The following is a 22945-nucleotide window of genomic DNA, read 5'->3' on the forward strand; positions in this document are numbered from 1 at the left end:
ACAAGTGCATGATCACGCAAGGGAAACTGCCGTAACGCAATGTGCGCCGTGCTATCTATGAAAGGCGACGTTTCAGAGTTAACCATTGGATGTTTTCAGGATTAACCTGGGGATGATGGACGCGCGGGACTCGATCGGAACGGCTGGACGGATGCCAGCGGCGCTTACGCGCGGTGCTGCGTCTGCAAGAACCGGTCGTCTCAGATTTGCGCTTCGTCTCTGCGGTTTCTTCGTGCTCGCCCTGCTGGCGCTTTTCGCCGGCGGCTTCGGCTGGTTTGCCGACAAGGTCAGCAACATGACGACGCCGGTCAATCCGGCCAGGGCCGACGCAATCATCGTGCTCACCGGTGGTCAGTCGAGGCTCGACGCCGCCATGGATCTGCTGGCATCAGGCAAGGGCGAGCGGCTCTTGATCAGCGGTGTTCACCCCACGGCGAGCCGCCGCCAATTGCAAGCGGCGATGGGCGGCGACAAGCAGTTGTTCTCCTGCTGCGTCGACATCGACCGCGCCGCGCTCGACACGATCGGCAATGCCGAGGAGAGCGCCAAATGGGTGGAAAGCCACGCCTATGGCAGCATCATCGTCGTGACCAACAACTACCATATGCCACGCAGCCTGCTCGAGATGGGCCGGCTGCTGCATGGCGCGCGGCTTGAGCCCTATCCGGTGGTCAACAACAAGCTCGGCAATGGCAGCTGGCTGACCAAGCCGGAAGCGCTGCGCGTGCTGCTCACCGAATACAGCAAATATGTGCTGGCGCTGGCGCGCGGCATCGTCCCGCTTCGGCCGACCACCGAGGGCGTCACGCTCGCCGAAGCCTCTACGGTGAGCAAGAACTAAGCTTCGCCAGACCCGCTGTTGCGCAGGCGTGCGATCTCCTGCTCCAGACCGGCAATGCGTCTATCCCGCTCGGCAAGCGCCGCAGCCACATCCGCCGCCTCGACGCGCTGCGGAATGTGCTGCGGGCAATTTGCATCCCAGGCCGTGACGCTGAACAGGATCGCCTGCTCCGGCCGCGCCTTGTAGTTGGCCGGCATCAGCCTCGCCGTCAGCTCCGCATCGTCCTCGACGACGCGCGCTGTGCCCCAGATCTTGATGCGCTGCCGAAGCATGTAGTCGATCAGGAACAGGAAAGCCTGGGAATTGTCCGCAAGATTGCCCTGGGTGATGAACTGCCGGTTCCCCGAGAAATCGGCAAAGCCGATCGTATGCCCGTCCAGCACCTTCAGGAAGCCGGCTGGCCCGCCGCGATGCTGGACATAGGGTTGACCTCCGCCATTGGCCGTCGCCAGGAACACGCTGGTCTGCGCCTCGATGAAGGCGGCGAGGTCGGGCGTGATCGTCGCCCGCCAGCCGCCGCGCTCCTCGACACGAGCATAAGATGCGCGCGAGCCCTTGCGGGACTGGATGGCCTTGACCGTAGGGGTAAAGGCGACATCGCTGGTGAAGGCGTCCATGGCGGCGGTCCTCTGCCAAAGTGGAAGGACATGTAGCCTCTTCCGAAATCCGGAGGTAGAAGGCATATTTGCAATCTATCCCTCCACATTTCGGAAGAATAAATGGACCGCCTCGACGCCATGTCCTTGTTCGTAGCCACCGTGGAGGCCGGCAGCCTTTCCGCCGTCGCGCGACATGCCGGCGTACCGCTCGCCACCGTCAGCCGCAAGCTCTCCGAACTGGAGAGGCACCTCAAGACGCGTCTGCTCAACCGGTCGACGCGGCGCCTCACCTTGACGGACGCTGGTCGTTCCTATCTCGCCGCCTGCCGCCGTATCCTCGATGAGGTGGGCGAAGCCGAACGAGCCGCCGCTGGCGAATGTTTGAGCCCGACCGGCGAGCTGGTGATCACTGCGCCGGTCGTCTTCGGCCGCCTGCATGTGCTGCCGGTCGTCACAGATTTTCTGGCCGCCTATCCCGACGTCGACATCCGCCTGACGCTGTCCGATCGGATCACGCAACTGATCGAGGAGCATATCGATCTTGCCGTGCGCATCGGCGAGCTGCCGGATTCGGCCATGGTCGCAGCGCCCGTCGGCCAGATCCGCCGCATCGTCTGCGCCAGCCCGGCATATCTTGCGAAGCATGGCACGCCGTTCGAACCGCGCGACCTTTCAGGCCACAACTGCATCACCTTCGAAGGGCTTGCCTCTCCCGCGACGTGGAGCTTCGGCACCGACAAGAGCGAAACCGTGGTTCCGGTCCGCTCGCGGCTGCAGCTCAACACCGCCGAGGCAGCAATCGATGCGGCGATCGCCGGCCTCGGCCTGACGAGGGTGCTCTCCTATCAGGCGGACGCCGCGGTGCGCGCCGGCGCGCTTCATGTCGTGCTCGAGCCGTTCGAGCCGCCGCCATGGCCGGTCAATCTCCTGCATGCCGGTCAGGGCCTGCTGCCGGTGAAGCTGCGCGCCTTCCTCGATTTCGCGGCGCCCCGCCTGAAGGAGCGGCTGGCGCGCTCGCTGTGATGCGCCCCACCGTCGCGCCGTTTCCTTTTTGCCCGCGCTTGGTGTAACCAACGCTCACTTCCACACCGGGCCCTTTCCCGCATGCTCATTATCCGCTCGCTGGCGTTCAACCTAGCCTTCTATCTCAGCCTGGTCGTTCAGATGATCTTCTGGACGCCCTTCTATTTCCTGTCGCCCCGCCACCGCGCCTGGTTCGTGCCGAAATTCTGGTCGCGCACCTCGATGTGGCTTTACGACAAGATCGCCGGCACCAGGAGCGAAATCACGGGTGCCGAGAACCTGCCTGAGGGGTCCTTCATCCTGGCGCCCAAGCATCAGTCCTTCTGGGATGCGATCGCCTTTTTTCCTTATCTCGACGACGCCTTGTATATCCTGAAGCGGGAGCTGACCTGGATCCCCTTCTTCGGCTGGTACATCATGAAGATGCGCATGATCCCGGTCGACCGCGGCAGCCGCTCCAAGGCGCTGAAAGCTGTCGTTGCCGCGACAAGGCAGGAGATGGCGCGCAATCCGCGTCAGCTTATCATCTACCCGGAAGGCACTCGTCGCCCACCGGGCGCCGAGCCGTCCTACAAATACGGCATAGTCGAGCTCTATACCCAGCTTGGCGTTCCCGTGGTGCCGGTCGCCCATGTCGCCGGCCTCTACTGGCCGCGCCGCAAGTTCATGCGTTATCCGGGCACCATAAAGGCCCGTTTCCTGCCGCCGATTCCTCCGGGGCTCGACAAGGAGGAGTTCATGCAGCGGCTGATCGGCGAGACCGAGACCGCCTGCGACGAGCTGCTGGTCGAGGCCTCGCGCGCGCCGAGCCCGCCGCCGATGCCGCCGACGGCGGTGAAGCGGCTGGCGGAGCTCGGCGCTGCGGCGAAGGCCTGAGCTCCCCTTACGGCAGCCCCGCCAGTGCAGTCGTCAGCACCAGCGTCGCCGCGAAGACGAGATTGATGATCCGCGACGCCAATGGATCGCGCAGCAGCCTCGCGAAAATCGTCCCAGCGAGAAGCCAGAGCACATGAATGGCGACGATCATCGCTGCCAGCACCAAAAGTTTGGCCGAAATCCCGAGCCCGTCGACCGTGGATGAAGCTCCCGCGAAGACCGCGCCGATCGCCACATAGGCTTTCGGGTTGGCGACGGCGAGCATGAAGCCGCCGAAGAAGGTGGGACGCGCCGCCGCATTGCCGCCTTGGGCAAGCGGCGGCGCTGTCGCGATCCTGAAGGCAAGGTAGAGGATATAGAGGGCCGAAGCGACAGTCAGCAACGGTGCCAGCCCCGGCACCGAGGCGAGCATGCCGAATATCCCGGCGGCCACAACCAGGAGCACGGCCGTCGTTCCAAGCACGATGCCGGACGTATAACCCAGCGAAGGCCGCAGCCCGAAAGCGGCGCCGACGGCGGTGACGCTGATCGTCGCCGGACCTGGGCTACCCATGACAACGGTCGCCGCCATGACCAGCGCCAGCACCTGCTGCCAGGGCTGCGCTTCGGACAAAACTTCTCCGACCATGCCGAACCTCAATTCCTGCCGCGATCGGGTAGGAATTATCGCGAGGCTATCTGCAAGGTCTTGGACGATCGTGCGGGGGACCTGCTGCACTAACGCATGTTGGATCCAGGTCAGGCCGGCATCCGCCTGAATTTCGACACGCCTTAAGCGCTGGCGCGATCGAGCGCTGCGATGTCGTCGGCGGAAAGCTTGAGCGATGCGGCGCGGATCAGGCTTTCCATCTGTGCGGGCGTCGTGGCGCTGGCAATCGGCGCGGTGATGCCCGGCCGCGCCATGATCCAGGCGAGCGCCACTTCGGCCTGCTTGGCTGAATGGCGCCCGGCCGCGGCATCCAGCGCGGAGAGAATGCGCATGCCGCGTTCGTTGAGATACTCGGCCACGTCTTCGCCACGCTCGCTCCGGCCAAGGTCGGCCTTGCTGCGGTATTTGCCGCTGAGGAACCCCTTGGCCAGGCCGAAATAGGTGATGACGCCGAGGCCTTCCGCCTTGCACAGGTCGAGCAGCGGGCCGTCCAGCGAAGAGCGATCGTACAGATTGTATTCGGGCTGCAGAACCTCGTAACGCGGCAGGCCCCGCAGGCTGGCGACATCCAGGGCCGCGCGCAATTGCCCCGCATCGAGATTGGAGCAGCCCGGATAGCGGATCTTGCCCTTCTCGAGCAGGCGCTGATAGGCGCCGAGCGTTTCCTCGTAAGGCGTGGCCGGGTCCGGCCAGTGCGACAGATAGAGGTCGATGACGTCGGTCTGCAGCCGCTTGAGCGATTGGTCGACCGCCTTTTCGATATAGGCTGCGGAGAGGTCCCGCCTGCCCTGTCCCATGTCGGAGCCGACCTTGGTGATGACGACGATGCTGTCCCGGTTGCCGCGGCTCTTCATCCAGTTGCCGATGATGGTTTCGGATTCGCCGCCTTTGTTGCCCGGCGCCCAGCGCGAATAGGCGTCCGCCGTGTCGACTGCGTTGAAGCCGGCCTCGGCAAAGCGGTCGAGCAGGTCGAACGAGGTCTTCTCGTCGGCGGTCCAGCCGAAGACGTTGCCTCCAAGGACCAGCGGCGCGATGGAAAGGTCGGTGCGACCGAGACGGCGTTTCTGCAAGACTGATCTCCGTGATGCTGGGAAGGGCCTGGGTGCCCAGAGGATGGATTGCGGCTAAGCTAGGTCGTGCCTTGCCGAGGTCAAAGGCATGGTTTTGCTTTTTGATCGGGCCAGATCTTCACGAAGACGCGACCTGCCGCCCCACCTCTTCCAGCCAGTGGTCGCGGATGCCGAGCGCCCTCAGATGCTCCACTGTGCTCAGGACATAGTCTTCGTTCCTGCCCGATTGGCCCACGGCGCCGCGCACGACTTTTGCCGCATGGCCGGCGTCGAGCCCGCCGGCATATTGCTCATGCGCGCGGTCGACGATGTAGGCGACCGCTTCGACCGTTCCGCCTTGTCCCGCCCCATCCAGCCGGACATCGAGAGTGCGTTCGAGATAGACGCTGGTCACCAGCTCGCGCTCGCGCAGATAGGAAAGCACTTCGTCACGCAAATCGCCGGGCACGCGGAAGGCGAGCCCGACGCAGGAGCCGCCGCGGTCGAGGCCGAGCACCAGGCCCGGCCGCTCACGCGTACCGCGATGGACGAAGGAATAGACGCAGAGCGACCGGCGGAAGCCGTAAAGACGGGCGCGCCGCGTCTCGACATGTGCGAAACCGGGCCGCCAGATCAGCGACCCGTAGCCAAAAACCCAAAAATCGCCCATATCGCCAAGCCTGATTGCATTCGAGTGACGACACCACACCGGTAAGGTGCTTCTTCTGTCCCCGCTTGTCGTGCGTAAGAACAACCACCCGCTCGCCGCATGAGGGGTTAACGAGAGCCGCAGCATGACGTCAAGTGACGAGCGATCGCGCAAACCTCGCCGCCGGCTGTTCTGGCTTGCGGCGTTCATCTTGGTGCTGTTCGCGCTCTACAGCGGCGGATGGTTCTATCTCGCCGGCAAGGTCAAGACCGAGGCCGAGCGGGCCGTGGCCGAGCTTGGAGGCAAGGGCATCAAGGCCGACTGCGCCAATCTCACGGTCAGCGGTTATCCACTGGACTTCACGGTCGCCTGCGACAGCCTGGCCTATCAGGACGATGCCAGGAATGTAGCGGCCTCGACCGGCGATATGAACGTCGTCGCTCGCATCACCCAGCCTCTGTCGCCCGTGGCGAACCTGCGCGGACCGTTGCGGACTGTGGCGCCGGGCATGCCGCCGCTTTGGCTCGACTGGGACAAGCTGCACGCCACGGTCAAGCTGTCATGGCCGCTTCCGCGCCGCATTTCGCTTCAGGCGGAAGGCTTGTCTGGACAGACCGATCCGGCCGACGACACCGATCCCGTGCAGCTGTTCAGCGCCGGCCAGGCGGCCGGCCAGCTGCAGCCGAACGGCCAGGACCTCGTCTATACCGGCAGCTTTGGCGACCTGAAGATCGACGCGGAAGCTGTCGGCGGACGCGTGCTGCCGGAACTCGACGGCGCCGGCGAAGCGACAGTGAAGAACGGCGTCGCGCTGATTAAGGCGCCGCCGAAAAGCCTGCGCGGCCAGTCGGTCGACATCGCAAGCCTCGACGTGTCATCGGGCACGGCGCGCGTAACCGTATCCGGGCCGATCTCGATCGACGCCGACGGCCTGATCGATGCAAATCTGTCGATCAAGCTAAAGGACCCAAAGGCCGTAGCGGCGATCCTCGCCGGCGCCATTCCCGAGCACAAGAGCGAGATCGAGCAGGGTTTTGCCGGCATTGCCATGCTCGGCAACCAACCGTCCATGCCGCTCAAGATCGTGAAGGGCAAGGCTTCGCTTGGCTTCATCCCGCTCGGCAAGATCAAGCCGGTCGATTGAGACTGCGATGGCCGGACCGATCAAACTGCTCAGTGTCGGCGCGTTCACCCTCGACACGATCCTGCGTCTCGAGACGCTGCCCGCGCATCAGGGCAAGTTCATCGCCAGCGACGGTGTCCAGATCGCCTCCGGCATGGCGACGAGTGCGGCGTGCGCCGCGCATCGCCTCGGCGCCGATGTGTCGCTTTGGGCGAGCGCGGGAGACGATGCGGTCGGCGACCGGCTGATCGCCGAGATCGAGGCGGAAGGCGTCGATTGCAGCCTGGTCCGCCGCGTCGCCGGCGCGCGCTCGGCGCTGGCCGCGATCCTAGTGGATGCCCATGGCGAGCGCATCATCGTGCCCTTCTATGACAGCAGGGCGCAAGCCGATCCCGACACGCTGCCGCTTGCCGAACTTTCCGCCTTCGACGCCGTGCTGGTGGACGTCCGCTGGCCGGGCGCCGCTGCACTTGCCTTGGCGGCCACGCGGGACGCCGGCCGTCCGGCGATCCTCGACGCCGACACCGCGCCGGTCGACGTGCTCGAGCGGCTTTTGCCGTTGGCCTCGCACATCGTCGCCTCGGAGCCGGCGGCGCGGATCATCTGCGGCCATGCGCTCGATCCGGAAAGCGCATGCGCCGATCTCGCCTCGCGCACCGACGCCTTCGTCGCGGTGACGGGCGGCGCTGCCGGAACCTGGTGGCATGATCGGGGAACCGGTCGCGTCCGGCATGTCGAGGCGCCGAAGGTCAAGGCGGTCGACACGCTCGCCGCCGGCGACGTCTTCCACGGCGCCTTCGCCGTCGGCCTTGCCGAAGCCATGCCGCCCGAGCAGGCGCTGCGCTTTGCCAGCGCCGCCGCCGCGCTTAAATGCCTGCGCTTCGGCGGCCGGCTCGGCGCTCCGGACAGAGCCGAGACAATGGCCATGATGGCGGCGCACTGGCCCGCATCGGGACAGATCGAGCAGAAGGCCTAGGGCTTGGCCCCCGGGTGCTCCACGGCCTGACGGCCGAAATCCGGCACATCGATATCCTGGCCGGCCTCAATGATCGAGCGGCGGATGGCGCGCGTGCGGGTGAACAGGTCGAACAGCTTTTCGCCGTCGCCCCAGCGGATCGCTCGCTGCAACGAGGCCAGATCCTCCGAGAAGCGCGCCAGCATTTCCAGGATCGCGTCCTTGTTGTGCAGGCACACGTCCCGCCACATGGTCGGGTCGGAAGCGGCCAGTCGGGTAAAGTCGCGAAAACCGGAAGCGGAGTATTTGATGACTTCCGTCTTGGTCACCGATTCCAGGTCGTCGGCGGTGCCGACGATGTTGTAGGCGATGATATGCGGCAGATGCGAGACGATGGCCAAGGTCATGTCGTGATGCTGCGGGTCCATCGTGTCGATGTTGGAGCCGCAGCGCCGCCAGAATTCGGAGAGCTTTTCCAGCGCCTCCGGATCCGTGCCCGGCAGCGGCGTGAAGATGCACCAGCGGTTGTCGAAGAGATCGGCGAAGCCGGCATCCGGCCCGGACTTTTCCGTGCCCGCCAGCGGGTGACCGGGGATGAAATGCACACCCTCCGGCACATGCGGCTGCATTTGCGCGATCACCGAAGCTTTGGTCGAGCCGACATCGGTGAGGATCGCGCCTTTCTTCAGCGCCGGCGCGATCTCGGCCGCGACCTCGCCGGACGAGCCGACCGGAACCGAGACGATGACGAGATCCGCGTCGCGCACCGCGTCTTCGGCCTCGGCCGTGTAGGAATCGCCGAGACCCAGTTCCTCGGCGCGCTTGAGCGTCGATTGGTTGCGCGTCGCGATAGCGATATGGCGCGCCAGGCCTTCACGGCGGATGACGCGGGCGAGCGACGAACCAATCAGGCCGATGCCGACCAGCGCTATTCTTCCGAACATCGTTGCTGTCATGGTGCTTCAGCTTTTCAGAAATGTCTTGAGCGCCTCGACGACGCCGCGATTGGCCTCCTCGATGCCGATGCTCATGCGCAGCGCGTTGGGAAAGCCGTAGCCGGTGACGCGCCGCAGGATGTAGCCGCGCGCGCTGAGATAGTCGTCCGCGGCCGCTGCCGAATGCTTTTTGTTGTCGGGGAAGTGGATCAGCACGAAATTGCCGACGCTGGGCGTCACGCGCAGCCCGAGCCCGGTCAGCTCCTCGCTGACCCAGGCAAGCCACTTCTCGTTATGCGCCACGCTGCGCTCGACATGGGCGCGGTCGCGGATGGCCGCGATGCCGGCCTCGATCGCGGTCGCATTGACGTTGAAGGGCCCGCGCACCCGGTTGATGGCATCGACGATATGCGCCGGTCCGTACATCCAGCCGATGCGTGCGCCGCCGAGGCCGAGCTTGGAGAAGGTGCGGGTCATGACCACGTTCTCCGAGCTCCCGGCCAGCTCGATGCCGGCTTCATAGTCGTTGCGCCGCACATATTCGGCATAGGCCGCGTCGAGCACCAGGAGCACGCTCTTGGGCAGTCCGGCATGCAGCCGGCGCACCTCCTGGAACGGCACGTAAGTGCCGGTCGGATTGTTGGGGTTGGCGAGGAACACGATCCGGGTCGCCGGCGTCACCGCAGCGAGGATCGCGTCGATGTCGGCGCGCTCGTCCGTCTCCTTGACCGCCACCGGCTTGGCGCCGGCGGCTTGAATATAGATCTTGTAAACCATGAAGGCGTGCTCGGTGAACACGGCCTCGTCTCCCGGCGCGAGATAGGTCTGCGCCAGCAGCCCCAGGATCTCGTCGGAGCCATTGGAGCAGACGATGTTTGCCGGATTGAGGCCGTGCACATCGGCGATCGCCTCGCGCAGCCGGCGGGCGGAGCCGTCGGGATAAACGTCCAGTTTGGCAGCCACCTCCCGGGCGGCCTCGATCGCCTTCGGCGAGGGCCCGAGCGGATTTTCATTGGACGACAGCTTGTAGACCTTCGTCACGCCGGCCGGCGCGGTGCTTTTTCCCGGCACATAGGCCTCGATGTCCATGATGCCCGCGCGGGGCGTCGGACGTGGCTGATCCTGCTTCATGTCACAAATCCGTCGAGAGGCCCTGGTTCGAGGCCGCAGCGGAAATACAGGCGGTGGCCCCGAATGTCGAGGGGCCGGCGCGCTCGCGCGTAGGCAGACCGTTGACGAAGCGCGGCGCTGGCCCTAGAAGAACAGCCGGATCTCCCGTGGTGATTTGGCCGGTCGGCTTGCAGCCACGTTAAACAATTCGCTAAAGGGCCGTTTGCAACCTGTAACCGGCTTTGCGAAGGCAGGCCGGTTTTTTGTTGTCCGTTGCCGGCCGGACGCCGTATCGCGAGATCGATGCGACTGGATGGGGAATGCAATGGCCGCTCAGCGCGCTCCAAGGACCAACCACGAGGCCGACCAACCGTCGAGCCCGGTGATGCAGTTCGGTCCCGACAAGCCGCTAAAACTCGATGCGGGCACCGTGCTGTCGCCGTTCCAGGTCGCTTACCAGACCTACGGCGCCCTCAACGACGCCCGCTCCAACGCCATCCTCGTCTGCCACGCGCTGACCGGCGACCAGCATGTCGCCAGCACCAATCCCGTGACCGGCAAGCCGGGCTGGTGGGAGGTGCTGATCGGCCCCGGCAGGATCATCGACACCAGCCGCTTTTTTGTCATTTGCGCCAACGTCATCGGCGGCTGCCTCGGCTCCACCGGCCCGGCCTCGACCGATCCGGCGACAGGCAGGCCCTATGGGCTCGACCTGCCGATCATCACCATCCGCGACATGGTGCGGGCGCAGCTGATGCTGGTCGATCATTTCGGCATCGAGAAGCTGTTCTGCGTGCTCGGCGGCTCGATGGGCGGCATGCAAGTGCTGCAATGGGCCGCAAGCTACCCGGAACGCGTCTTCTCCGCGTTGCCGATCGCCACCGGCGCCCGCCATTCCTCGCAGAACATCGCCTTCCACGAGGTCGGGCGGCAGGCTGTCATGGCCGATCCGGACTGGCACGGCGGCAAATATCTCGATTTCGGCAGGCGGCCGGAAAAGGGCCTCGCCGTGGCGCGCATGGCCGCGCACATCACTTACCTCTCGGAAGCAGCGCTGCACCGCAAGTTCGGCCGCAACCTGCAGGATCGCGAGGCGCTGACCTTCGGCTTCGACGCCGATTTCCAGATCGAAAGCTATCTGCGCCATCAGGGCATGACCTTCGTCGACCGCTTCGACGCCAACTCCTACCTCTATCTGACCCGCGCTATGGACTATTTCGACCTCGCCGCCGACCACGGCGGACGGCTGGCGGATGCCTTCGCCGGCACCAAGACACGCTTCTGCCTCGTGTCGTTCACAAGCGACTGGCTGTTCCCGACCGAGGAAAGCCGCTCGATCGTGCATGCGCTGAACGCCGCCGGCGCGTCCGTCTCCTTCGTCGAGATCGAGACCGATCGCGGCCATGACGCTTTCCTGCTCGACGAACCGGAATTGTTCGCGGCCATCAACGGCTTCATAGCCTCGGCCGCGCGCGCAAGGGGGCTCAGCCTATGAGTGGCGCGCGATCTCTGTGTCCTGGCCGCACTTCTGAGACGCCGAGATTCCCATTGGCTGCAAATGCTCAAAGGCCGGAGGTGTGCCCATGAGCGTTAATCGCGCTCAGCGCGTCGACCTCGAAGTCGTCACCGATCTCATCCCGCCGCATTCGCGCGTGCTCGATGTCGGCTCCGGCGATGGCGTGCTTCTGGAGGTTCTGCAGGCGACCAAGCAGGTTGATGGCCGCGGCCTGGAGCTGTCACAGCGCGGCGTCAACGAATGCGTGGCGCGCGGCCTTTCCGTCGTCCAGGGCGATGCCGACAAGGACCTCGAATTCTACCCCGACAAAGGTTTTGATTTCGTCGTCCTGTCGCAAACGCTGCAGGCGACCCGCAACCCGAAACTTGTGCTCGACGAGCTGCTTCGGATCGGCAACCGCGCGATCGTCTCCTTCCCCAATTTCGGCCATTGGCGCGTGCGCTTCTCGCTGCTGATCAAGGGCAGGATGCCGGTCACCAAGGACCTGCCCTATTCCTGGTACGACACGCCGAACATCCACTTCTGCACCATTCGCGACTTCGTCAATCTGTGCGAAGAGCTCGGCGCGACGGTCGAGAAGGCGACCGCGCTCGACGCCAACGGCCAGAAGATCGGCCTGTCGATGCCCTGGTGGTTCTGGAACTTCTTCGGCCAGCAGGCGGTGTTCTTGCTGAAACGATGATCTCGCTCGATCTCTTTCGACGCCGGCCGGCCGTGGTTCAAATCCCGTCGGAAATTCTGTCGGAGATAAGCACAGGGATTCTTGTGTGCACTTCGCCGCGTACCGGCAGCAATCATCTTGCAGGACTGATGGCTTCCGCCGGGCTGGGCAATCCACTGGAGTGGTTTGGCGGGCGCCGGCTGCTCGAACAGCCAGGCTATCCGCGCGATGCCAGAGGGCAGCTTCTGAGGGCGCTGACGGAAGGACGGTCCTCTTCCGGAATCTACGCGATCAAGCTTTTTGCGAGTCAATTCGCTCAAGTTGCCAAGAAGGTGAACCTCCCCGCCAGTCTTCCCAACCTTCACTATGTGCGCCTGACGCGCAGCGATTTGCTGGGTCAGGCGATCTCATGGGCGCGTGCGCGCCAAACCCGCAGATTCCGCTCTAGCGAGGTCAATCGCGCATCCCCACGCTATGACGGCGAGGCTATCGCCGAATCGCTCGAAAAGATTCTGATGGAAAATCTGGCCTGGGACGGGTGGTTCGCGAAAAACGGGCTGTCCTTTCTTGCGCTAACTTACGAGCAGGTCCAGCAAAACCCGAGAGGAAGCCTCGAGAAAATTGCCCAGTTGGCCGGGGTCGAGCCTGTCTGGGGAACGAATCTCGGATCAGGTCTCGAAATCCAGCGCGACGCGACCAATGACGAATGGAGAAAACGTTTCCTGTCTGAATATGCCGACCCGTCTAGCTTCCCGCACAGAAAAAAGCGCGGGTTCCTGAAGATCTAGAAAGAATCATGCGATTGAAGCGCAAACTTGCAAATAGAATGGCACCGAGAATCGTTTGACGGCATACCCCGCAGGGCTATAGCGACTGTACCGGCAAAACTGGTGGTGATTATCTATGGCTGAACACCCGATCTATTCGATCGTCATGGAGATGGAGAACGCCAAATCCATCGACTGGAACGAGATCGGCCTGGGGCTGAAGTCACTGGCGCGCGAAATCGCGGCTGTTTCCGCTAGCGGTTTTACAAAGCCAAAAGTTGTCGTGTCGCATGGCGGGCCCGATTCGGACGGCAGCTTGCTGCAAGCGAGCATTGAAGCTGAAGCGCCTGAATTGATGCAGGTTGCCGACCTGACAATCACAGCTTGCCCCGACGGTCGGTATTACGAACTCAAGAACAACGGCGTGCTTTTGACCGAAGGAGACATCGTCGTTTTCCTGGATTCGGACACGGTCCCTCAGCCAGGTTGGCTTTCAAATCTGCTGCAGCCGTTTCAACAGCCGCAAACCGTCTGCGTGAACGGCCATACCTATCTGTCCTATGACGACTTCTTCTCGAGAACCTTCGCCTTGATCTGGTTCTTCCCGATGGCCCGTGGAGACGAAAGATTCGCCTCGAAGCGGGCGATCAATGCCAACAATGTCGCCTTCCGGCGCCATTGGATCGTCAGCCACCCTTTCCCGGCACATAACGGCTTCAAGGTGTCCTGCACGCTGCTGATGCACCAGCTTCGGCGCGAGGGCCACAAGATCGTCAACGTTGATGCGCGCGTCTACCACTACTCTCCGCGAGGCTGGCGGTTCTTCTATTGGCGCGCGTTGGTGACCGGCAGGGACGCCGACCGCAAGTTCGTCGCGCTTCATGCCCCCAGTCGCAGCCAGCGCATCGTCAAGTCGTTCAGTCGCTGGTGGACCATGTCGTGGCGCACGACGCGACGCGTGCTCAGCCACGCGCCGCAAACGGGTATGCCTCTTTGGCAGATTCCGTTTTCACTGGTGGTAGGCCTGGCTTTTTATACCCTGGCATTTCTTGGTCATTTCAGCCTCGCTGCCGGTCTCGTAAGCGACGAAATCGAAACCGTGCCTGACTATGTCGGGCATAGTTGAAGGATAAACCGCCGCGAAGTGTTGCTTTCAAACCGCATGACTTTGAGGAAACACGCTCTGAACTTGACCCCGATGCGACACCTCAGGTGACATAGGCGGCTCTTTTCTGTAGCGTTTGCCGAATCCATCCGGGGGCGGACATGGAGGCAGGTTGTGCGAGTATCTTACGGTCATCGTTTATCTGCCCATAACGAAAGTTAGATGCCGACTGCCTCCGACCCAGCTCCGCTGATCACCGTGATCACGCCGACGCACAACCGGCGAAGCCAGGTCGTGCGCGCGGTGGAAAGTGTTCTTGCCCAGACACTTACCCGCTTCGAGCACATTGTTATCGACGACGGTTCGACGGACGGAACGGCCTTGGCGCTGGCCGAGATTCGCGATCCCAGACTGATCTATGTCGGCGCGAAATGGCGCGGCGCCAATGCCGCGCGCAACGCGGGCATCGAGCGCGCGCGGGCCCCGATCGTGACCTTTCTCGATTCGGACGATGTCTATCTGCCGGACCGCCTCGACCGGACGCTGTCGCACTTCGACAGGAACCCCTCGCTCGAAGTGCTGATCAGTTCCTTCATCTCGGTCAAGGGCGGCCGCAGCACCAAATGCATCAATCGTCAGGCCTTGCTCGACAAGAGCAGGCTGCAGCGCGCCCTGGTCTCGCAGACGATCTTCATCGCCGGCTCGGCGATCACCGCCCGGCACGAATCGCTGCTTGCGATCGGCGGCTTTGACAGCGATATCACGCGCATGCAGGACCGCGAATTGCTGCTGCGTTTTGCCAACCGCAGCGGCGCCTTGCTGTCGGATGATATAGACTGGAAGAAATACAATTCGGAAAATTCGATCTCCGGCCGGCGCGACGGCTATGTCGAGGCCTACGCCAACCTGATCGGCAAACATCCTTATATTGCCGACCGCTATCCCGACGTGCCGCCCTATATGATCGCGCGGCAGATCATCGCCGACATATTGAAGGGGAGGCTGCCACAGGCCTTTTCGGGCTATCTCGCCAACCGGTCGTCAAAGGCGCTCGGCTACTCGCCGACCGAACTGCTGCGCGGCTATGTCGTCGGCCGGCGCTGGCGCCGCGATTGCTATGACGAGTTCCGCGCCAAATACGGCGCCAGAGCGGCCTGAGGCACAGCGCGGCGCTCTGGCCGAAACAGTGCAAATTGGGACCTCACCGATCCAGCTCCGGAAAATACGGATCGGAAAACCGCTGCCGCAGCCGTTCGCCAAGCAGGCATTCGGTCGGCGCCTCCGCGTCGACGCGGATGCTTCCGGCGTCGCCGATCCCGCTCACCTCCTGGATCAGCTTGCGGCGGATAGCCGTCGAGAATTCCGACGCCGCATAGATCGGCAACACGAACGAACCGGGGCCGCCGGTGACGCAATCGGCATAGTAGCGGTCGAGACGAATGACGCTCGGCGACGGACTGATCAGGATCGGCAGGCCGTTGACCACGATGCCTTTGGCCAAAGCCGCATCACGGATCATCGCGACGGGCAGCCCGGCATTGTTGGGCCCGTCCCCCGATATGTCGATGACCCGGCGCGGCGCCGAGTAGCTGTTTTTCTCCAGAAGTCCGGCGCCGAATCCGAGAGCGCCTGAAATCGACGTGCCGCGAAAGCTCCGGAACGGACGACCCGCGATGGTGTCGGCGAAGGCGTTGGCGCTGTCCGCGCCGTCGATCACTTGCCAGCCGATCACGCCGTCGTCGCGCACGACGCCCGCCCATTCGAAATAGGCGAGCGCGATGCGGCCCCTCGGGCCCGAGCGCGCGGCGCTGATGAAGTCGGGATGGCGCAGCGCCTCGACATAGCCGGCGCGCTGCAGGGCGAACTCTTCTTCGTCCATCGATTGCGAGATGTCGACGGCCAGCACGAGTTCCACATCGACGGCAGTGCCTCCGATGGCAGGCATTGGCGCTGCCTCGGCGCAGGCAAGGCATGCAAGCAGGCTGAACAGCTTGAGCATGGCAGGCTCCACCACGCCGGGATTCTTCCCGGCGATCGCGGCGAAATAAAGCTATTTCTTGGCGCGCGCGGCAACAGGCGGGGGTTCGATCGCCCCGGCGCGGAGACGGGCCGGCTTCAGCGCCGATCCGCTGCTGTCCTTGACGATGGTGAGCGCGCGCGGGAAGAACTGGTTGTTGTGCAGACCGCGCCCGATATTGAGGATAGCGGCGTGCGGCAGTCTGGCCTGCAGCATCGCCAGCACGCGCCGAAGCGTGGCGCCGTCGAACGTATCCAGCGCTTCGTCGATGATCACCCATTTCGGCTTCCTCAGCGCCAGCCGGGCGAAGGCGAGCAGCCGCTGCTCATCGTCGGCCAGCTCATGCTCCCAGCGCGCCGAGCGGTCGAGCTGGAACGAGAGGCGCTCGAGGCCGACTTCACCGAGCACGGCGGAAATCTCGTCGTCGTCGATCTTGATGCCTTCGGCATGGTTGAGCACGTCGCGCAGCGTGCCGAGCGGGAAATAGGGGGTGCGCGGCACGAAGAACGGTGTCTCTCCGGCCGGCATGCCAATGCGGCCGCCGCCCCATGGCCAGAGGCCGGCGATCGCGCGGAAGAACAGCGTCTTGCCGGCGCGCGGATCGCCGGTGATCATGACGCGCTCGCCGGCCTTTATCTCGACCTCCGTCTCCGCAAGCCTGGTGCAGCCGTCGGGCGAGGCGACTTCGAGCCTGTCGAATGTCAGCGTGCCATTTGCGTTTTCGCCGAACGCGATGCGGTTTTGCTTGGCATGCAGGATGTCCGTTTCGCCGAGCGCGATGCGAAAGTCGGCAACGCGCATCAGCGTTGCCCGCCAATCGGCGATGGCGCCGATGTTGTTGATGAACCAGCGCAGCGAGGAATTCACCTGGTTGAAGGCGCCGACGGCCATCATCAAACCGCCGAAGCTGATGTCGCCCGCGAAATAGACCGGTGCGGCGACCAGAATCGGCGCCACCACGGTGATCCAGCCATAGGCGTCGGTAACCCAGGACAGGTTGATCTGGGCGCTGTAGATGCGCCGCATGGCGTCGAGCACGCCGCCGAGGTCGAGCTCGAGCTGCCGCCTGGCGTCCGCCTCGCCATGGGCGAGCGCGATGGCGTCGACATTCTCGTTGACGCGGACCACGGAGGAGCGCAGCACGGCCTCGCGCGTGTAGCGATCGCTGTTGAAGCGGATCAGCGGCCGGCCTACCAGCCAGCTCAGCCAGGAGGCGATGCCGGCATAGAGGATCGCCGCCCAGACCATGTAGCCCGGTATTTCCAGCGAATGGCCGCCGACATGGAAGACGAAGCCGGAAGAGAGCTCCCACAGCACGCCGATGAAGGACACAAGCAGGATGAAGGATTGCAGCAGGCCGACGCCGAGATCGGTCGACAAGTCGGAGAGATGCCCCGCGTCCTGCTGCATGCGCTGATCGGGATTGACGCCGATCGCGCCCGCATGGGTGAGCCGGAACGCACGCGCCGGCCGCATCCATTCATCGATCAGGTCGAGCGTCAGCGCCTCTCGCAACTTCAGCCGGATCGTCTGGTTGAGCCAGGTCTGGCCGACATTGAGCACCAGGAGGCTGCCGGCGATTGCGGCAAACACCATCAGCTGATGCAGGAAGCCCGGCAGGTCGCGCCGCGCCAGGGCATCGTAGAAAGGCTGGTTCCAGCGGTTGAGCAGCACTTGCCCGATCGAGGTCGCGACGATGACGCCGACAATGCCGATCGAGGCCCACAGGAGCCGCCTGCGCACCGGCGATGCCTTCAGCGCCAGCCTGATCGCCGCCAGCTGGTCTGAGAGGCGGCTCGTCTCGACTGAGAACGCGGCCTGTTCGATACTGGGCGTGTGGTCCATATGCGAGATCCCTGCTGCCAGGAACGGTCATTGGCGGCGATGCCGCACCCCGAACCCGCCTCTGAGATAGGGTGACGATTGCCGTATGACGCAAGGCTTGGCCCCGATCACGAACGCGTCATCCGCCTGCCCGCGGCACCGGGCCGTCGGCCCGACGTCCGAGCGTCGTTGCGCCCTGCGGCGAGAACACCGGCACGAAGACGCGGCGCGACGCGCGCTGCGCGACAGGCACGCCCTGGTAGAGCCGCTTCTGCGCCTCGACGACGATGACCCCGGAAAAGATCGGCCAGAGCCGCCGGCCGGCTCGCTCCAGCACGTTGTGGAACTGCATCATGGAGCGCCGCGGCGATGGCGGGAAGAACAGCGCGTCTGACCATGCGGCCGGCGTGAAATTGGCCTCGCGTAGCAATTCGGTGAGCTGGCCGCGCGAGAACGGCCGGCCGTTGCCGAAGGGCGTGTGCTCGAAACGCGCCCAGACGCCGCGCCGGTTGGGCACGACGATGACGACCCTGCCCGCCGGCGACAGCACGCGCCAGATCTCGTTCAGCGTCTCGCGCGGATTTTCGACATGTTCGAGCGAGTGGACGAGCAGCATGCGGTCGATGCAGGAATCGACCAGCGGCAGCTCCTCGTCGAAGACCAGCGCCGTCGCCGTCGGCCCCGTCGCCGGCCAGACCACCGCCCCTTGCGTCGCCGGCATGAAGGCAAAGACGCGCTCGGCATCGGCGCCGAACCGCTCCAGCCACGGCAGCGTGTAGCCGAGACCGACCAGGCGCTCGTTCGGAACGGGCGCCCATATCGACGACAGCGACATGGTGATCGCGCGCTCGGCGAGGCGCCCGAGCGTGGTCGAATAGAAGGACCGGAGATCGACGATATCGGAATGCATGCGCCGGACGGTAGCCGCGATATCCGGCGAGTTCAACAAAGGCGGATGACATCGGCGGCCGGGCGCCCTATGTCTGCGGCCATAACGGAGAGCGACGTGATGCCGGTCGAAATCGAACAGTTCATGTGCCGTACCGACAATTTCGGCGTTCTGGTGCATGACCCCAGAAGCGGGCAGACGGCGATCATCGATGCCCCGGAAGAAGCGCCGATCCTCGCCGCGATCAAGCGCACCGGCTGGACGCCGACGATGATCCTGACCACGCATCATCATGGCGACCATGTCGAGGCCAACCTTGCCCTGAAGGAGCGCTTCAAGCTCACCATCGTCGGACCGGAAGCGGAACAGGCGAAGATCCCCGGCATCGACGAGACGGTCAGCCAGGGTTCCGTCATCCGCCTCGGCGAGGAAGAGATCGAGGTCATCGAGACGCCCGGCCATACCGCCGGCCATGTCTCTTACCATTTGCCGGCCTCGAAGGTGGCCTTCACCGCCGACACGCTGTTTGCGCTGGGCTGCGGCCGGCTCTTCGAATGCAAGCCGCCGGTTATGCACGAATCGCTGAAGAAGCTTGCCGCCCTTCCGGCCGAGACCGTCATCTATTGCGGCCACGAATACACATTGGCCAACGCGCGCTTCGCCCTGACCGTCGACCCCAGCAATTCAGCATTGAAAGAGCGCGCCGCCAGGATCGAGAAGCTGCGCGCCGACAATAAGCCGACCCTGCCGACGACGATCGGCGAGGAACTGTCGACCAATCCGTTCCTGCGCTGGCACGACCCGGCGATCCGCAGACATCTCGGCATGGAGAGGGCGAGCGATACGGACGTGTTCGCCGAGATCCGCAAGCGCAAGGATAACTTCTGAGCGCTCCTTTATGACCAGCGCCGCCGAAATCATCGCCGCGCTCGGCCTCGAGCCGCACCCCGAGGGCGGCTGGTATGCCGAGACGTTTCGCGACGCGGAGGGTGGCACGCGCGGCCATTCGACCGCGATCTATTTCCTTTTGGAGCAAGGCCAGCGTTCGGCCTGGCACCGGGTCAAGGACGCGGCCGAGGTCTGGCATTTCTATGCCGGCGCGCCGCTGGCTCTCGCCACGCACGAAGAAGGCTCCGGCACCGTCGTCGAACATCTATTGGGCGCGGCACTTTCCGCCGGCGAGCGGCCGCAGATCGTGGTCCCGGCCGGCTGTTGGCAGTCGGCGCGCAGCCTCGGCGGATGGACGCTGGTCGGCTGCACGGTGGCACCGGGCTTCGATTTCGCAGCCTTCGAGCTGGCCGAGCCGGACTGGCAGCCGAAAACAGCCTAGGCCAGCAGGAAACCAAGCGTGATCGCCAACTGGGCCGCATAATAGAGCACCCAGACCGCGTAGCGCATCCAGACGCGATGCGGCGAGCTCGCGGCCAGCAGGAAGCGCTCTGCCGCCAGCAGCCCGTCCGATATGATGAACAGCACGGCTCCGGCGATGACCCAGGGATGAAAGGTCGTGAGCGCCGAAACACCCATGGCGAGGATCGCCCCGGCATAGACGGCGACCGGAACGCGCAGGGCAGCTCCGACGCGCCGCCAAAGCGCGGCGAGCATCGTGATAACGAAAACCGCCAGCGCCAGCGCAATGGCGCCGCGCCAGGACTCGGCGGTGAGCAGGCCGATTCCGCCACCGGCGTTCAGGAACAAGGCGACATAGACGACATGTGCGGCAAGAAAGCTCGCCAGCCCTGCAAGAAAGGCTTTTTCACCGTCTTGGGAGAGGAACGCGTCGCCGGCGGCGCTGAGCGCCAGCGCTGCGACGAGCAGCGGCGGACTGCCCTGCATGACGGCGAGCGCCGCCAACAAGGCCACGGCCAGCGTCTTGGCGGCGGAACGGGCGAGGCGTGGCGGCAGCTCGAGCGCAAGGACGTAAATCGCGGCGGCGGCGATCGAGAACAGAAGCGTCGCATTGGGATTGGCGTCGATGCCGCCCGGAAACGGCATCATGCGCGCGCTCCGCCGGTCGCCGGCTTGCGCAGCCCCGAGGCTTTGGTGAGCAGTGCAAACAGCGCCCACAGGGCGTCCGCCGAGAAACCGATCAGTGTTGCGCGCCCCATGCCCCATCCCCGGCGGCGCGCCGTGGCGCCTAACTATTCGGCTGCTTCGAACCGTCTTGCGCTGATGGTCAGCGGGCCGATCTGGGTCCCGACCGTGGCGCGGATCGGCGCATATACGCCGGATTGGCCGACGGGTGCAAATGTCACCATCATGCGGCTTTTGTTCTTCAGGAAGTCCAGCGCCTTGCGGCCCTTGCGATAGCCCGCCACCGGCTCGAAGCCCATCTTGCAGGTCACGGTGTCGCCCTTGTAGCCCGGCACCGAGATCGAGCCTTTCGAGGCATAGGTTAGCGACAGGTTGGCGCGCATCTCGCCATCGTAGAATTTGACGGTCCGCCCGCAGACCTTGTCCAGGCTGTCGGCATGGACGACGGTCGCGGCCATCGGATCGACCACCGATTTCAGGTCGCCGGAGCCGACCGGCACCCAATTCTTGGGATCGCGCTTGCCGGGCTCCGGAACGACCTTCGTCGAGGAGACGTCGCCATCGGCGAAGCGTATGTCGACCACCGATGCCTTCTTGCCGGAAGTATAGTCGGCCCGGAAGGCCCGCGGCCGCATCTGCTGGCCCGAAATCGTACCCTTCGACGAGATCGTGCCTTTCGTATCGTCGAACAGCTTGGCGATGCCGGCGGCCGAGACGGTGCCATTGATGGCATAGGTGTCGCCGTCGTAACGGCTGGAAAACGTTGCCCTGGCGACCGAAAGGCCCAGGAACGACACGGTGTATTCGCCCTTGAAGGACTGCGGCGAGGCAGCAGCGAAGGCGGTTGTAGGCACAGCGACGGCGAGCAGCGCGGCAAGGGCTTGGGAGGGGCGAAGCATGGCGGCGGCAGGTCCTTGATACTGGCGGAAACGCAACGGTTCCAGCCTGGCAATCCCTTCGCGCAGGGCTTATACGACGAATTCCGGCCTTTATATGGAGCGAGCTTGGCCGCCGCGTAGGTGCCGGAGCTTGACGTAGTGGCGAAATGCAACTATGGAACGCCAACTTTTCCAAAGGCCGCCTGACCGAGACCGCGCGCCGCCTGGCGCGGGCAGAATGGTTTGGCAGGTTTAGAACTGAAGGTTAGACAAGATGTCCCGCACCTGCGAGCTCACTGCCAAGGCAGTCCAGACCGGCCACAATGTGAGCCATGCCAACAACAAGACCAAGCGTCGCTTCCTGCCCAACCTGGTCAATGTGACGCTGATTTCCGAAGTGCTGAACCAGAACGTTCGCCTGCGCATTTCGGCCAACGCGCTGCGTTCGGTCGAGCATCGCGGCGGCCTCGACGCGTTCCTGGCCAAGGCCGACGCCAAGGAGCTGTCGCAGCGCGCTCGCCTGCTGAAGAAGCAGATCGCGAAGAAGCTCGCCGAGCAGTCGGCCGCCTAAAGCTCTCTTTTCAGGCGGGGGACGACCGCCTCGAGCACCGGCTCCAAACTGGTGCTCGGACAGTGAGCGCCGTCATGACGCTCGGCTGGTTCCATTACCCAGGATAAAAAAATGAACTTCCTTTCACGATACCTGCCTTTCGTGGCCGCCATGGCGCTTGTCGTCGTGGCGTCCAACATCCTTGTCCAGTTCCCGATGCAGGGCCAGATCGGCGGCCTGTCGCTGGCCGACCTGCTCACCTGGGGCGCCTTCACCTATCCTTTCTCCTTCCTGGTCACCGATCTTGCCAATCGTCGCTACGGCCCGGCGGTGGCGCGCAAAGTGGCCTTCGTCGGCTTCATGACGGCGGTCGTCTGCTCGATCCTCGTTCCGCCCTTCCTGTTCCGCCACGGTCTGATCGCGTTCGAGACCGCCGCTGACCGGCTGGTGCGAATCGCGGCCGCGTCCGGCGCCGCCTTCCTCGCCGCACAACTGCTCGACGTGACCGTGTTCAATCGTCTGCGCCGGCAAAGCTGGTGGCGCGCGCCGATCGTCGGCACGCTGGTCGGCTCTGTCTTCGACACGGTGGTGTTCTTCGGCGTCGGCTTCTCCGCCGCCTTCGCCTTTGTCGGGCCGAACGACGGCTTCGCGCTGGAGACGGCACCGCTGATGGGCGTGATGCCTGTCGAAACCATGCGCTGGGTGTCCTGGGCGCTTGGCGATCTCTCGGTCAAACTGATCATCGCGGTGGTGGCACTGATCCCCTACCGGCTGCTTGCCGCCCGCTGGAGCCAGCCGGCCATCGCCTGACCCTTGAAGCGGCCCTTCGCGGCTTTACGCTTTGTTACGGCCATTGGTGCAGGATCGCCAAAACGATCCAGGACATTGCCATCAG

25 protein-coding genes and 1 riboswitch are annotated in these 22945 nt (G+C 64.3%); of the genes, 14 read left to right on the forward strand and 11 right to left on the reverse strand.

Annotation, left to right across the window (positions count from 1 at the left end; translation table 11 throughout):
• Positions 1 to 112: 112 nt before the first annotated feature.
• The gene (locus A9K66_RS01800) at positions 113 to 841 is read left to right on the forward strand and encodes a YdcF family protein (protein WP_066990251.1); all 729 of its coding nucleotides are present in this window, start codon (positions 113 to 115) and stop codon (positions 839 to 841) included.
• Here A9K66_RS01800 and A9K66_RS01805 read toward each other — a convergent pair.
• Positions 838 to 1458 carry a pyridoxamine 5'-phosphate oxidase family protein gene (locus A9K66_RS01805; protein WP_067319133.1) on the reverse strand — a complete coding sequence of 207 codons (621 nt, stop codon included), beginning with the start codon at positions 1456 to 1458 and terminating at the stop codon, positions 838 to 840. The genes A9K66_RS01800 and A9K66_RS01805 overlap by 4 nt on opposite strands.
• A gap of 102 nt (positions 1459 to 1560) precedes the next feature.
• Here A9K66_RS01805 and A9K66_RS01810 point away from each other — a divergent pair, with 102 nt between their 5' ends.
• Positions 1561 to 2463, forward strand: coding sequence for a LysR family transcriptional regulator (locus A9K66_RS01810; RefSeq protein ID WP_067319135.1), 903 nt, complete (start codon positions 1561 to 1563; stop codon positions 2461 to 2463).
• Positions 2464 to 2544: 81 nt separating this feature from the next.
• A complete protein-coding gene (locus A9K66_RS01815; protein WP_067319137.1) occupies positions 2545 to 3339 on the forward strand; it encodes a 1-acyl-sn-glycerol-3-phosphate acyltransferase in 795 nt (264 codons plus the stop codon).
• 7 nt (positions 3340 to 3346) lie between these two features.
• Here the strand turns inward: A9K66_RS01815 and A9K66_RS01820 are convergent, their stop codons facing one another.
• The 3 genes from A9K66_RS01820 to A9K66_RS01830 form a co-directional block, all read right to left on the reverse strand.
• A complete protein-coding gene (locus A9K66_RS01820; protein ID WP_067319139.1) occupies positions 3347 to 3967 on the reverse strand; it encodes a LysE family translocator in 621 nt (206 codons plus the stop codon).
• A gap of 143 nt (positions 3968 to 4110) precedes the next feature.
• Entirely contained in the window at positions 4111 to 5058 is a 948-nt protein-coding gene (locus A9K66_RS01825) for an aldo/keto reductase (protein ID WP_067319141.1), read from the reverse strand.
• A gap of 118 nt (positions 5059 to 5176) precedes the next feature.
• On the reverse strand, positions 5177 to 5707 hold the full coding sequence (locus tag A9K66_RS01830) for a gamma-glutamylcyclotransferase (RefSeq protein ID WP_067319144.1): 531 nt from the start codon (positions 5705 to 5707) through the stop codon (positions 5177 to 5179).
• 124 nt (positions 5708 to 5831) lie between these two features.
• On the opposite strand from A9K66_RS01830, the gene A9K66_RS01835 reads away from it, so the two are divergent.
• Entirely contained in the window at positions 5832 to 6830 is a 999-nt protein-coding gene (locus A9K66_RS01835) for a DUF2125 domain-containing protein (RefSeq protein ID WP_067319146.1), read from the forward strand.
• Positions 6831 to 6837: 7 nt separating this feature from the next.
• Complete coding sequence (locus A9K66_RS01840) at positions 6838 to 7785, forward strand: sugar kinase (RefSeq protein WP_067319148.1); 948 nt, start codon at positions 6838 to 6840, stop codon at positions 7783 to 7785.
• Here A9K66_RS01840 and A9K66_RS01845 read toward each other — a convergent pair.
• Positions 7782 to 8720 (reverse strand): prephenate/arogenate dehydrogenase family protein, encoded by a 939-nt coding sequence (locus A9K66_RS01845; protein WP_197507429.1) that lies wholly within the window; start codon positions 8718 to 8720, stop codon positions 7782 to 7784. The genes A9K66_RS01840 and A9K66_RS01845 overlap by 4 nt on opposite strands.
• Before the next feature lie 6 nt (positions 8721 to 8726).
• Positions 8727 to 9830, reverse strand: a complete 1104-nt coding sequence (hisC, locus tag A9K66_RS01850) for a histidinol-phosphate transaminase (protein ID WP_067319152.1) — start codon at positions 9828 to 9830, stop codon at positions 8727 to 8729.
• A gap of 136 nt (positions 9831 to 9966) precedes the next feature.
• Positions 9967 to 10044: riboswitch (SAM riboswitch) on the forward strand.
• Positions 10045 to 10134: 90 nt separating this feature from the next.
• On the opposite strand from hisC, the gene A9K66_RS01855 reads away from it, so the two are divergent.
• From A9K66_RS01855 to A9K66_RS01875, 5 genes are all read left to right on the forward strand, one after another.
• Positions 10135 to 11304 (forward strand): homoserine O-acetyltransferase, encoded by a 1170-nt coding sequence (locus tag A9K66_RS01855; RefSeq protein ID WP_067319154.1) that lies wholly within the window; start codon positions 10135 to 10137, stop codon positions 11302 to 11304.
• An 88-nt stretch (positions 11305 to 11392) separates the two neighbouring features.
• Positions 11393 to 12007 carry a methionine biosynthesis protein MetW gene (gene metW, locus A9K66_RS01860; RefSeq protein ID WP_066990286.1) on the forward strand — a complete coding sequence of 205 codons (615 nt, stop codon included), beginning with the start codon at positions 11393 to 11395 and terminating at the stop codon, positions 12005 to 12007.
• Positions 11956 to 12774, forward strand: a complete 819-nt coding sequence (locus tag A9K66_RS01865) for a Stf0 family sulfotransferase (protein WP_127247125.1) — start codon at positions 11956 to 11958, stop codon at positions 12772 to 12774. The genes metW and A9K66_RS01865 overlap by 52 nt, the downstream gene beginning before the upstream one ends.
• Positions 12775 to 12889: 115 nt before the next feature.
• Positions 12890 to 13879 carry a glycosyltransferase gene (locus A9K66_RS01870; RefSeq protein ID WP_067319158.1) on the forward strand — a complete coding sequence of 330 codons (990 nt, stop codon included), beginning with the start codon at positions 12890 to 12892 and terminating at the stop codon, positions 13877 to 13879.
• 201 nt (positions 13880 to 14080) lie between these two features.
• Positions 14081 to 15016, forward strand: a complete 936-nt coding sequence (locus A9K66_RS01875) for a glycosyltransferase family A protein (RefSeq protein WP_067319160.1) — start codon at positions 14081 to 14083, stop codon at positions 15014 to 15016.
• Between the two features lie 43 nt (positions 15017 to 15059).
• Here A9K66_RS01875 and A9K66_RS01880 read toward each other — a convergent pair whose 3' ends face one another.
• The 3 genes from A9K66_RS01880 to A9K66_RS01890 all read right to left on the reverse strand — a co-directional run bounded on the left by A9K66_RS01880 (position 15060) and on the right by A9K66_RS01890 (position 18609).
• Complete coding sequence (locus tag A9K66_RS01880) at positions 15060 to 15857, reverse strand: DUF1194 domain-containing protein (protein WP_067319162.1); 798 nt, start codon at positions 15855 to 15857, stop codon at positions 15060 to 15062.
• A 51-nt stretch (positions 15858 to 15908) separates the two neighbouring features.
• Positions 15909 to 17720, reverse strand: coding sequence for an ABC transporter ATP-binding protein/permease (locus tag A9K66_RS01885; protein WP_067319164.1), 1812 nt, complete (start codon positions 17718 to 17720; stop codon positions 15909 to 15911).
• 118 nt (positions 17721 to 17838) lie between these two features.
• The gene (locus A9K66_RS01890) at positions 17839 to 18609 is read right to left on the reverse strand and encodes a methyltransferase domain-containing protein (RefSeq protein WP_067319659.1); all 771 of its coding nucleotides are present in this window, start codon (positions 18607 to 18609) and stop codon (positions 17839 to 17841) included.
• Positions 18610 to 18708: 99 nt separating this feature from the next.
• Here A9K66_RS01890 and gloB point away from each other — a divergent pair, with 99 nt between their 5' ends.
• Together gloB and A9K66_RS01900 are read left to right on the forward strand one after the other, a co-directional pair.
• Positions 18709 to 19476, forward strand: a complete 768-nt coding sequence (gloB, locus tag A9K66_RS01895) for a hydroxyacylglutathione hydrolase (RefSeq protein WP_067319661.1) — start codon at positions 18709 to 18711, stop codon at positions 19474 to 19476.
• Between the two features lie 10 nt (positions 19477 to 19486).
• Complete coding sequence (locus A9K66_RS01900; RefSeq protein ID WP_067319166.1) at positions 19487 to 19918, forward strand: cupin domain-containing protein; 432 nt, start codon at positions 19487 to 19489, stop codon at positions 19916 to 19918.
• Here A9K66_RS01900 and A9K66_RS01905 read toward each other — a convergent pair.
• Both A9K66_RS01905 and A9K66_RS01910 read right to left on the reverse strand, forming a co-directional pair.
• On the reverse strand, positions 19915 to 20586 hold the full coding sequence (locus A9K66_RS01905; RefSeq protein ID WP_067319168.1) for a lysoplasmalogenase: 672 nt from the start codon (positions 20584 to 20586) through the stop codon (positions 19915 to 19917). The two genes, A9K66_RS01900 and A9K66_RS01905, sit on opposite strands and share 4 nt — an antisense overlap.
• A 143-nt stretch (positions 20587 to 20729) precedes the next feature.
• Positions 20730 to 21521 (reverse strand): DUF3108 domain-containing protein, encoded by a 792-nt coding sequence (locus A9K66_RS01910; RefSeq protein ID WP_067319170.1) that lies wholly within the window; start codon positions 21519 to 21521, stop codon positions 20730 to 20732.
• Positions 21522 to 21774: 253 nt separating this feature from the next.
• On the opposite strand from A9K66_RS01910, the gene rpmB reads away from it, so the two are divergent.
• Entirely contained in the window at positions 21775 to 22071 is a 297-nt protein-coding gene (rpmB, locus tag A9K66_RS01915; protein WP_066990317.1) for a 50S ribosomal protein L28, read from the forward strand.
• Positions 22072 to 22182: 111 nt separating this feature from the next.
• The gene (locus tag A9K66_RS01920; RefSeq protein WP_067319172.1) at positions 22183 to 22860 is read left to right on the forward strand and encodes a queuosine precursor transporter; all 678 of its coding nucleotides are present in this window, start codon (positions 22183 to 22185) and stop codon (positions 22858 to 22860) included.
• Positions 22861 to 22945 lie beyond the last annotated feature (85 nt).

Source organism: Mesorhizobium sp. AA23, from assembly GCF_001672435.1.
In the GTDB taxonomy this organism is placed as follows: Bacteria; Pseudomonadota; Alphaproteobacteria; order Rhizobiales; family Rhizobiaceae; genus Mesorhizobium.

Excerpts from the sequence above, each read along its gene's own strand:
- A9K66_RS01900 (WP_067319166.1), top strand. The coding sequence starts at position 19,487 with ATGACCAGCGCCGCCGAAATCATCGCCGCGCTCGGCCTCGAGCCGCAC.
- A9K66_RS01815 (WP_067319137.1), top strand. The coding sequence starts at position 2,545 with ATGCTCATTATCCGCTCGCTGGCGTTCAACCTAGCCTTCTATCTCAGC.
- A9K66_RS01855 (WP_067319154.1), top strand. The coding sequence starts at position 10,135 with ATGGCCGCTCAGCGCGCTCCAAGGACCAACCACGAGGCCGACCAACCG.
- rpmB (WP_066990317.1), top strand. The coding sequence starts at position 21,775 with ATGTCCCGCACCTGCGAGCTCACTGCCAAGGCAGTCCAGACCGGCCAC.
- A9K66_RS01810 (WP_067319135.1), top strand. The coding sequence starts at position 1,561 with ATGGACCGCCTCGACGCCATGTCCTTGTTCGTAGCCACCGTGGAGGCC.
- A9K66_RS01840 (WP_067319148.1), top strand. The coding sequence starts at position 6,838 with ATGGCCGGACCGATCAAACTGCTCAGTGTCGGCGCGTTCACCCTCGAC.
- A9K66_RS01905 (WP_067319168.1), bottom strand. The coding sequence starts at position 20,586 with ATGATGCCGTTTCCGGGCGGCATCGACGCCAATCCCAATGCGACGCTT.
- A9K66_RS01920 (WP_067319172.1), top strand. The coding sequence starts at position 22,183 with ATGAACTTCCTTTCACGATACCTGCCTTTCGTGGCCGCCATGGCGCTT.
- A9K66_RS01880 (WP_067319162.1), bottom strand. The coding sequence starts at position 15,857 with ATGCTCAAGCTGTTCAGCCTGCTTGCATGCCTTGCCTGCGCCGAGGCA.
- A9K66_RS01835 (WP_067319146.1), top strand. The coding sequence starts at position 5,832 with ATGACGTCAAGTGACGAGCGATCGCGCAAACCTCGCCGCCGGCTGTTC.
- hisC (WP_067319152.1), bottom strand. The coding sequence starts at position 9,830 with ATGAAGCAGGATCAGCCACGTCCGACGCCCCGCGCGGGCATCATGGAC.
- metW (WP_066990286.1), top strand. The coding sequence starts at position 11,393 with ATGAGCGTTAATCGCGCTCAGCGCGTCGACCTCGAAGTCGTCACCGAT.
- A9K66_RS01845 (WP_197507429.1), bottom strand. The coding sequence starts at position 8,720 with ATGACAGCAACGATGTTCGGAAGAATAGCGCTGGTCGGCATCGGCCTG.
- A9K66_RS01875 (WP_067319160.1), top strand. The coding sequence starts at position 14,081 with ATGCCGACTGCCTCCGACCCAGCTCCGCTGATCACCGTGATCACGCCG.
- A9K66_RS01800 (WP_066990251.1), top strand. The coding sequence starts at position 113 with ATGATGGACGCGCGGGACTCGATCGGAACGGCTGGACGGATGCCAGCG.
- A9K66_RS01820 (WP_067319139.1), bottom strand. The coding sequence starts at position 3,967 with ATGGTCGGAGAAGTTTTGTCCGAAGCGCAGCCCTGGCAGCAGGTGCTG.
- A9K66_RS01885 (WP_067319164.1), bottom strand. The coding sequence starts at position 17,720 with ATGGACCACACGCCCAGTATCGAACAGGCCGCGTTCTCAGTCGAGACG.
- A9K66_RS01910 (WP_067319170.1), bottom strand. The coding sequence starts at position 21,521 with ATGCTTCGCCCCTCCCAAGCCCTTGCCGCGCTGCTCGCCGTCGCTGTG.
- gloB (WP_067319661.1), top strand. The coding sequence starts at position 18,709 with ATGCCGGTCGAAATCGAACAGTTCATGTGCCGTACCGACAATTTCGGC.
- A9K66_RS01805 (WP_067319133.1), bottom strand. The coding sequence starts at position 1,458 with ATGGACGCCTTCACCAGCGATGTCGCCTTTACCCCTACGGTCAAGGCC.
- A9K66_RS01890 (WP_067319659.1), bottom strand. The coding sequence starts at position 18,609 with ATGCATTCCGATATCGTCGATCTCCGGTCCTTCTATTCGACCACGCTC.
- A9K66_RS01830 (WP_067319144.1), bottom strand. The coding sequence starts at position 5,707 with ATGGGCGATTTTTGGGTTTTTGGCTACGGGTCGCTGATCTGGCGGCCC.
- A9K66_RS01870 (WP_067319158.1), top strand. The coding sequence starts at position 12,890 with ATGGCTGAACACCCGATCTATTCGATCGTCATGGAGATGGAGAACGCC.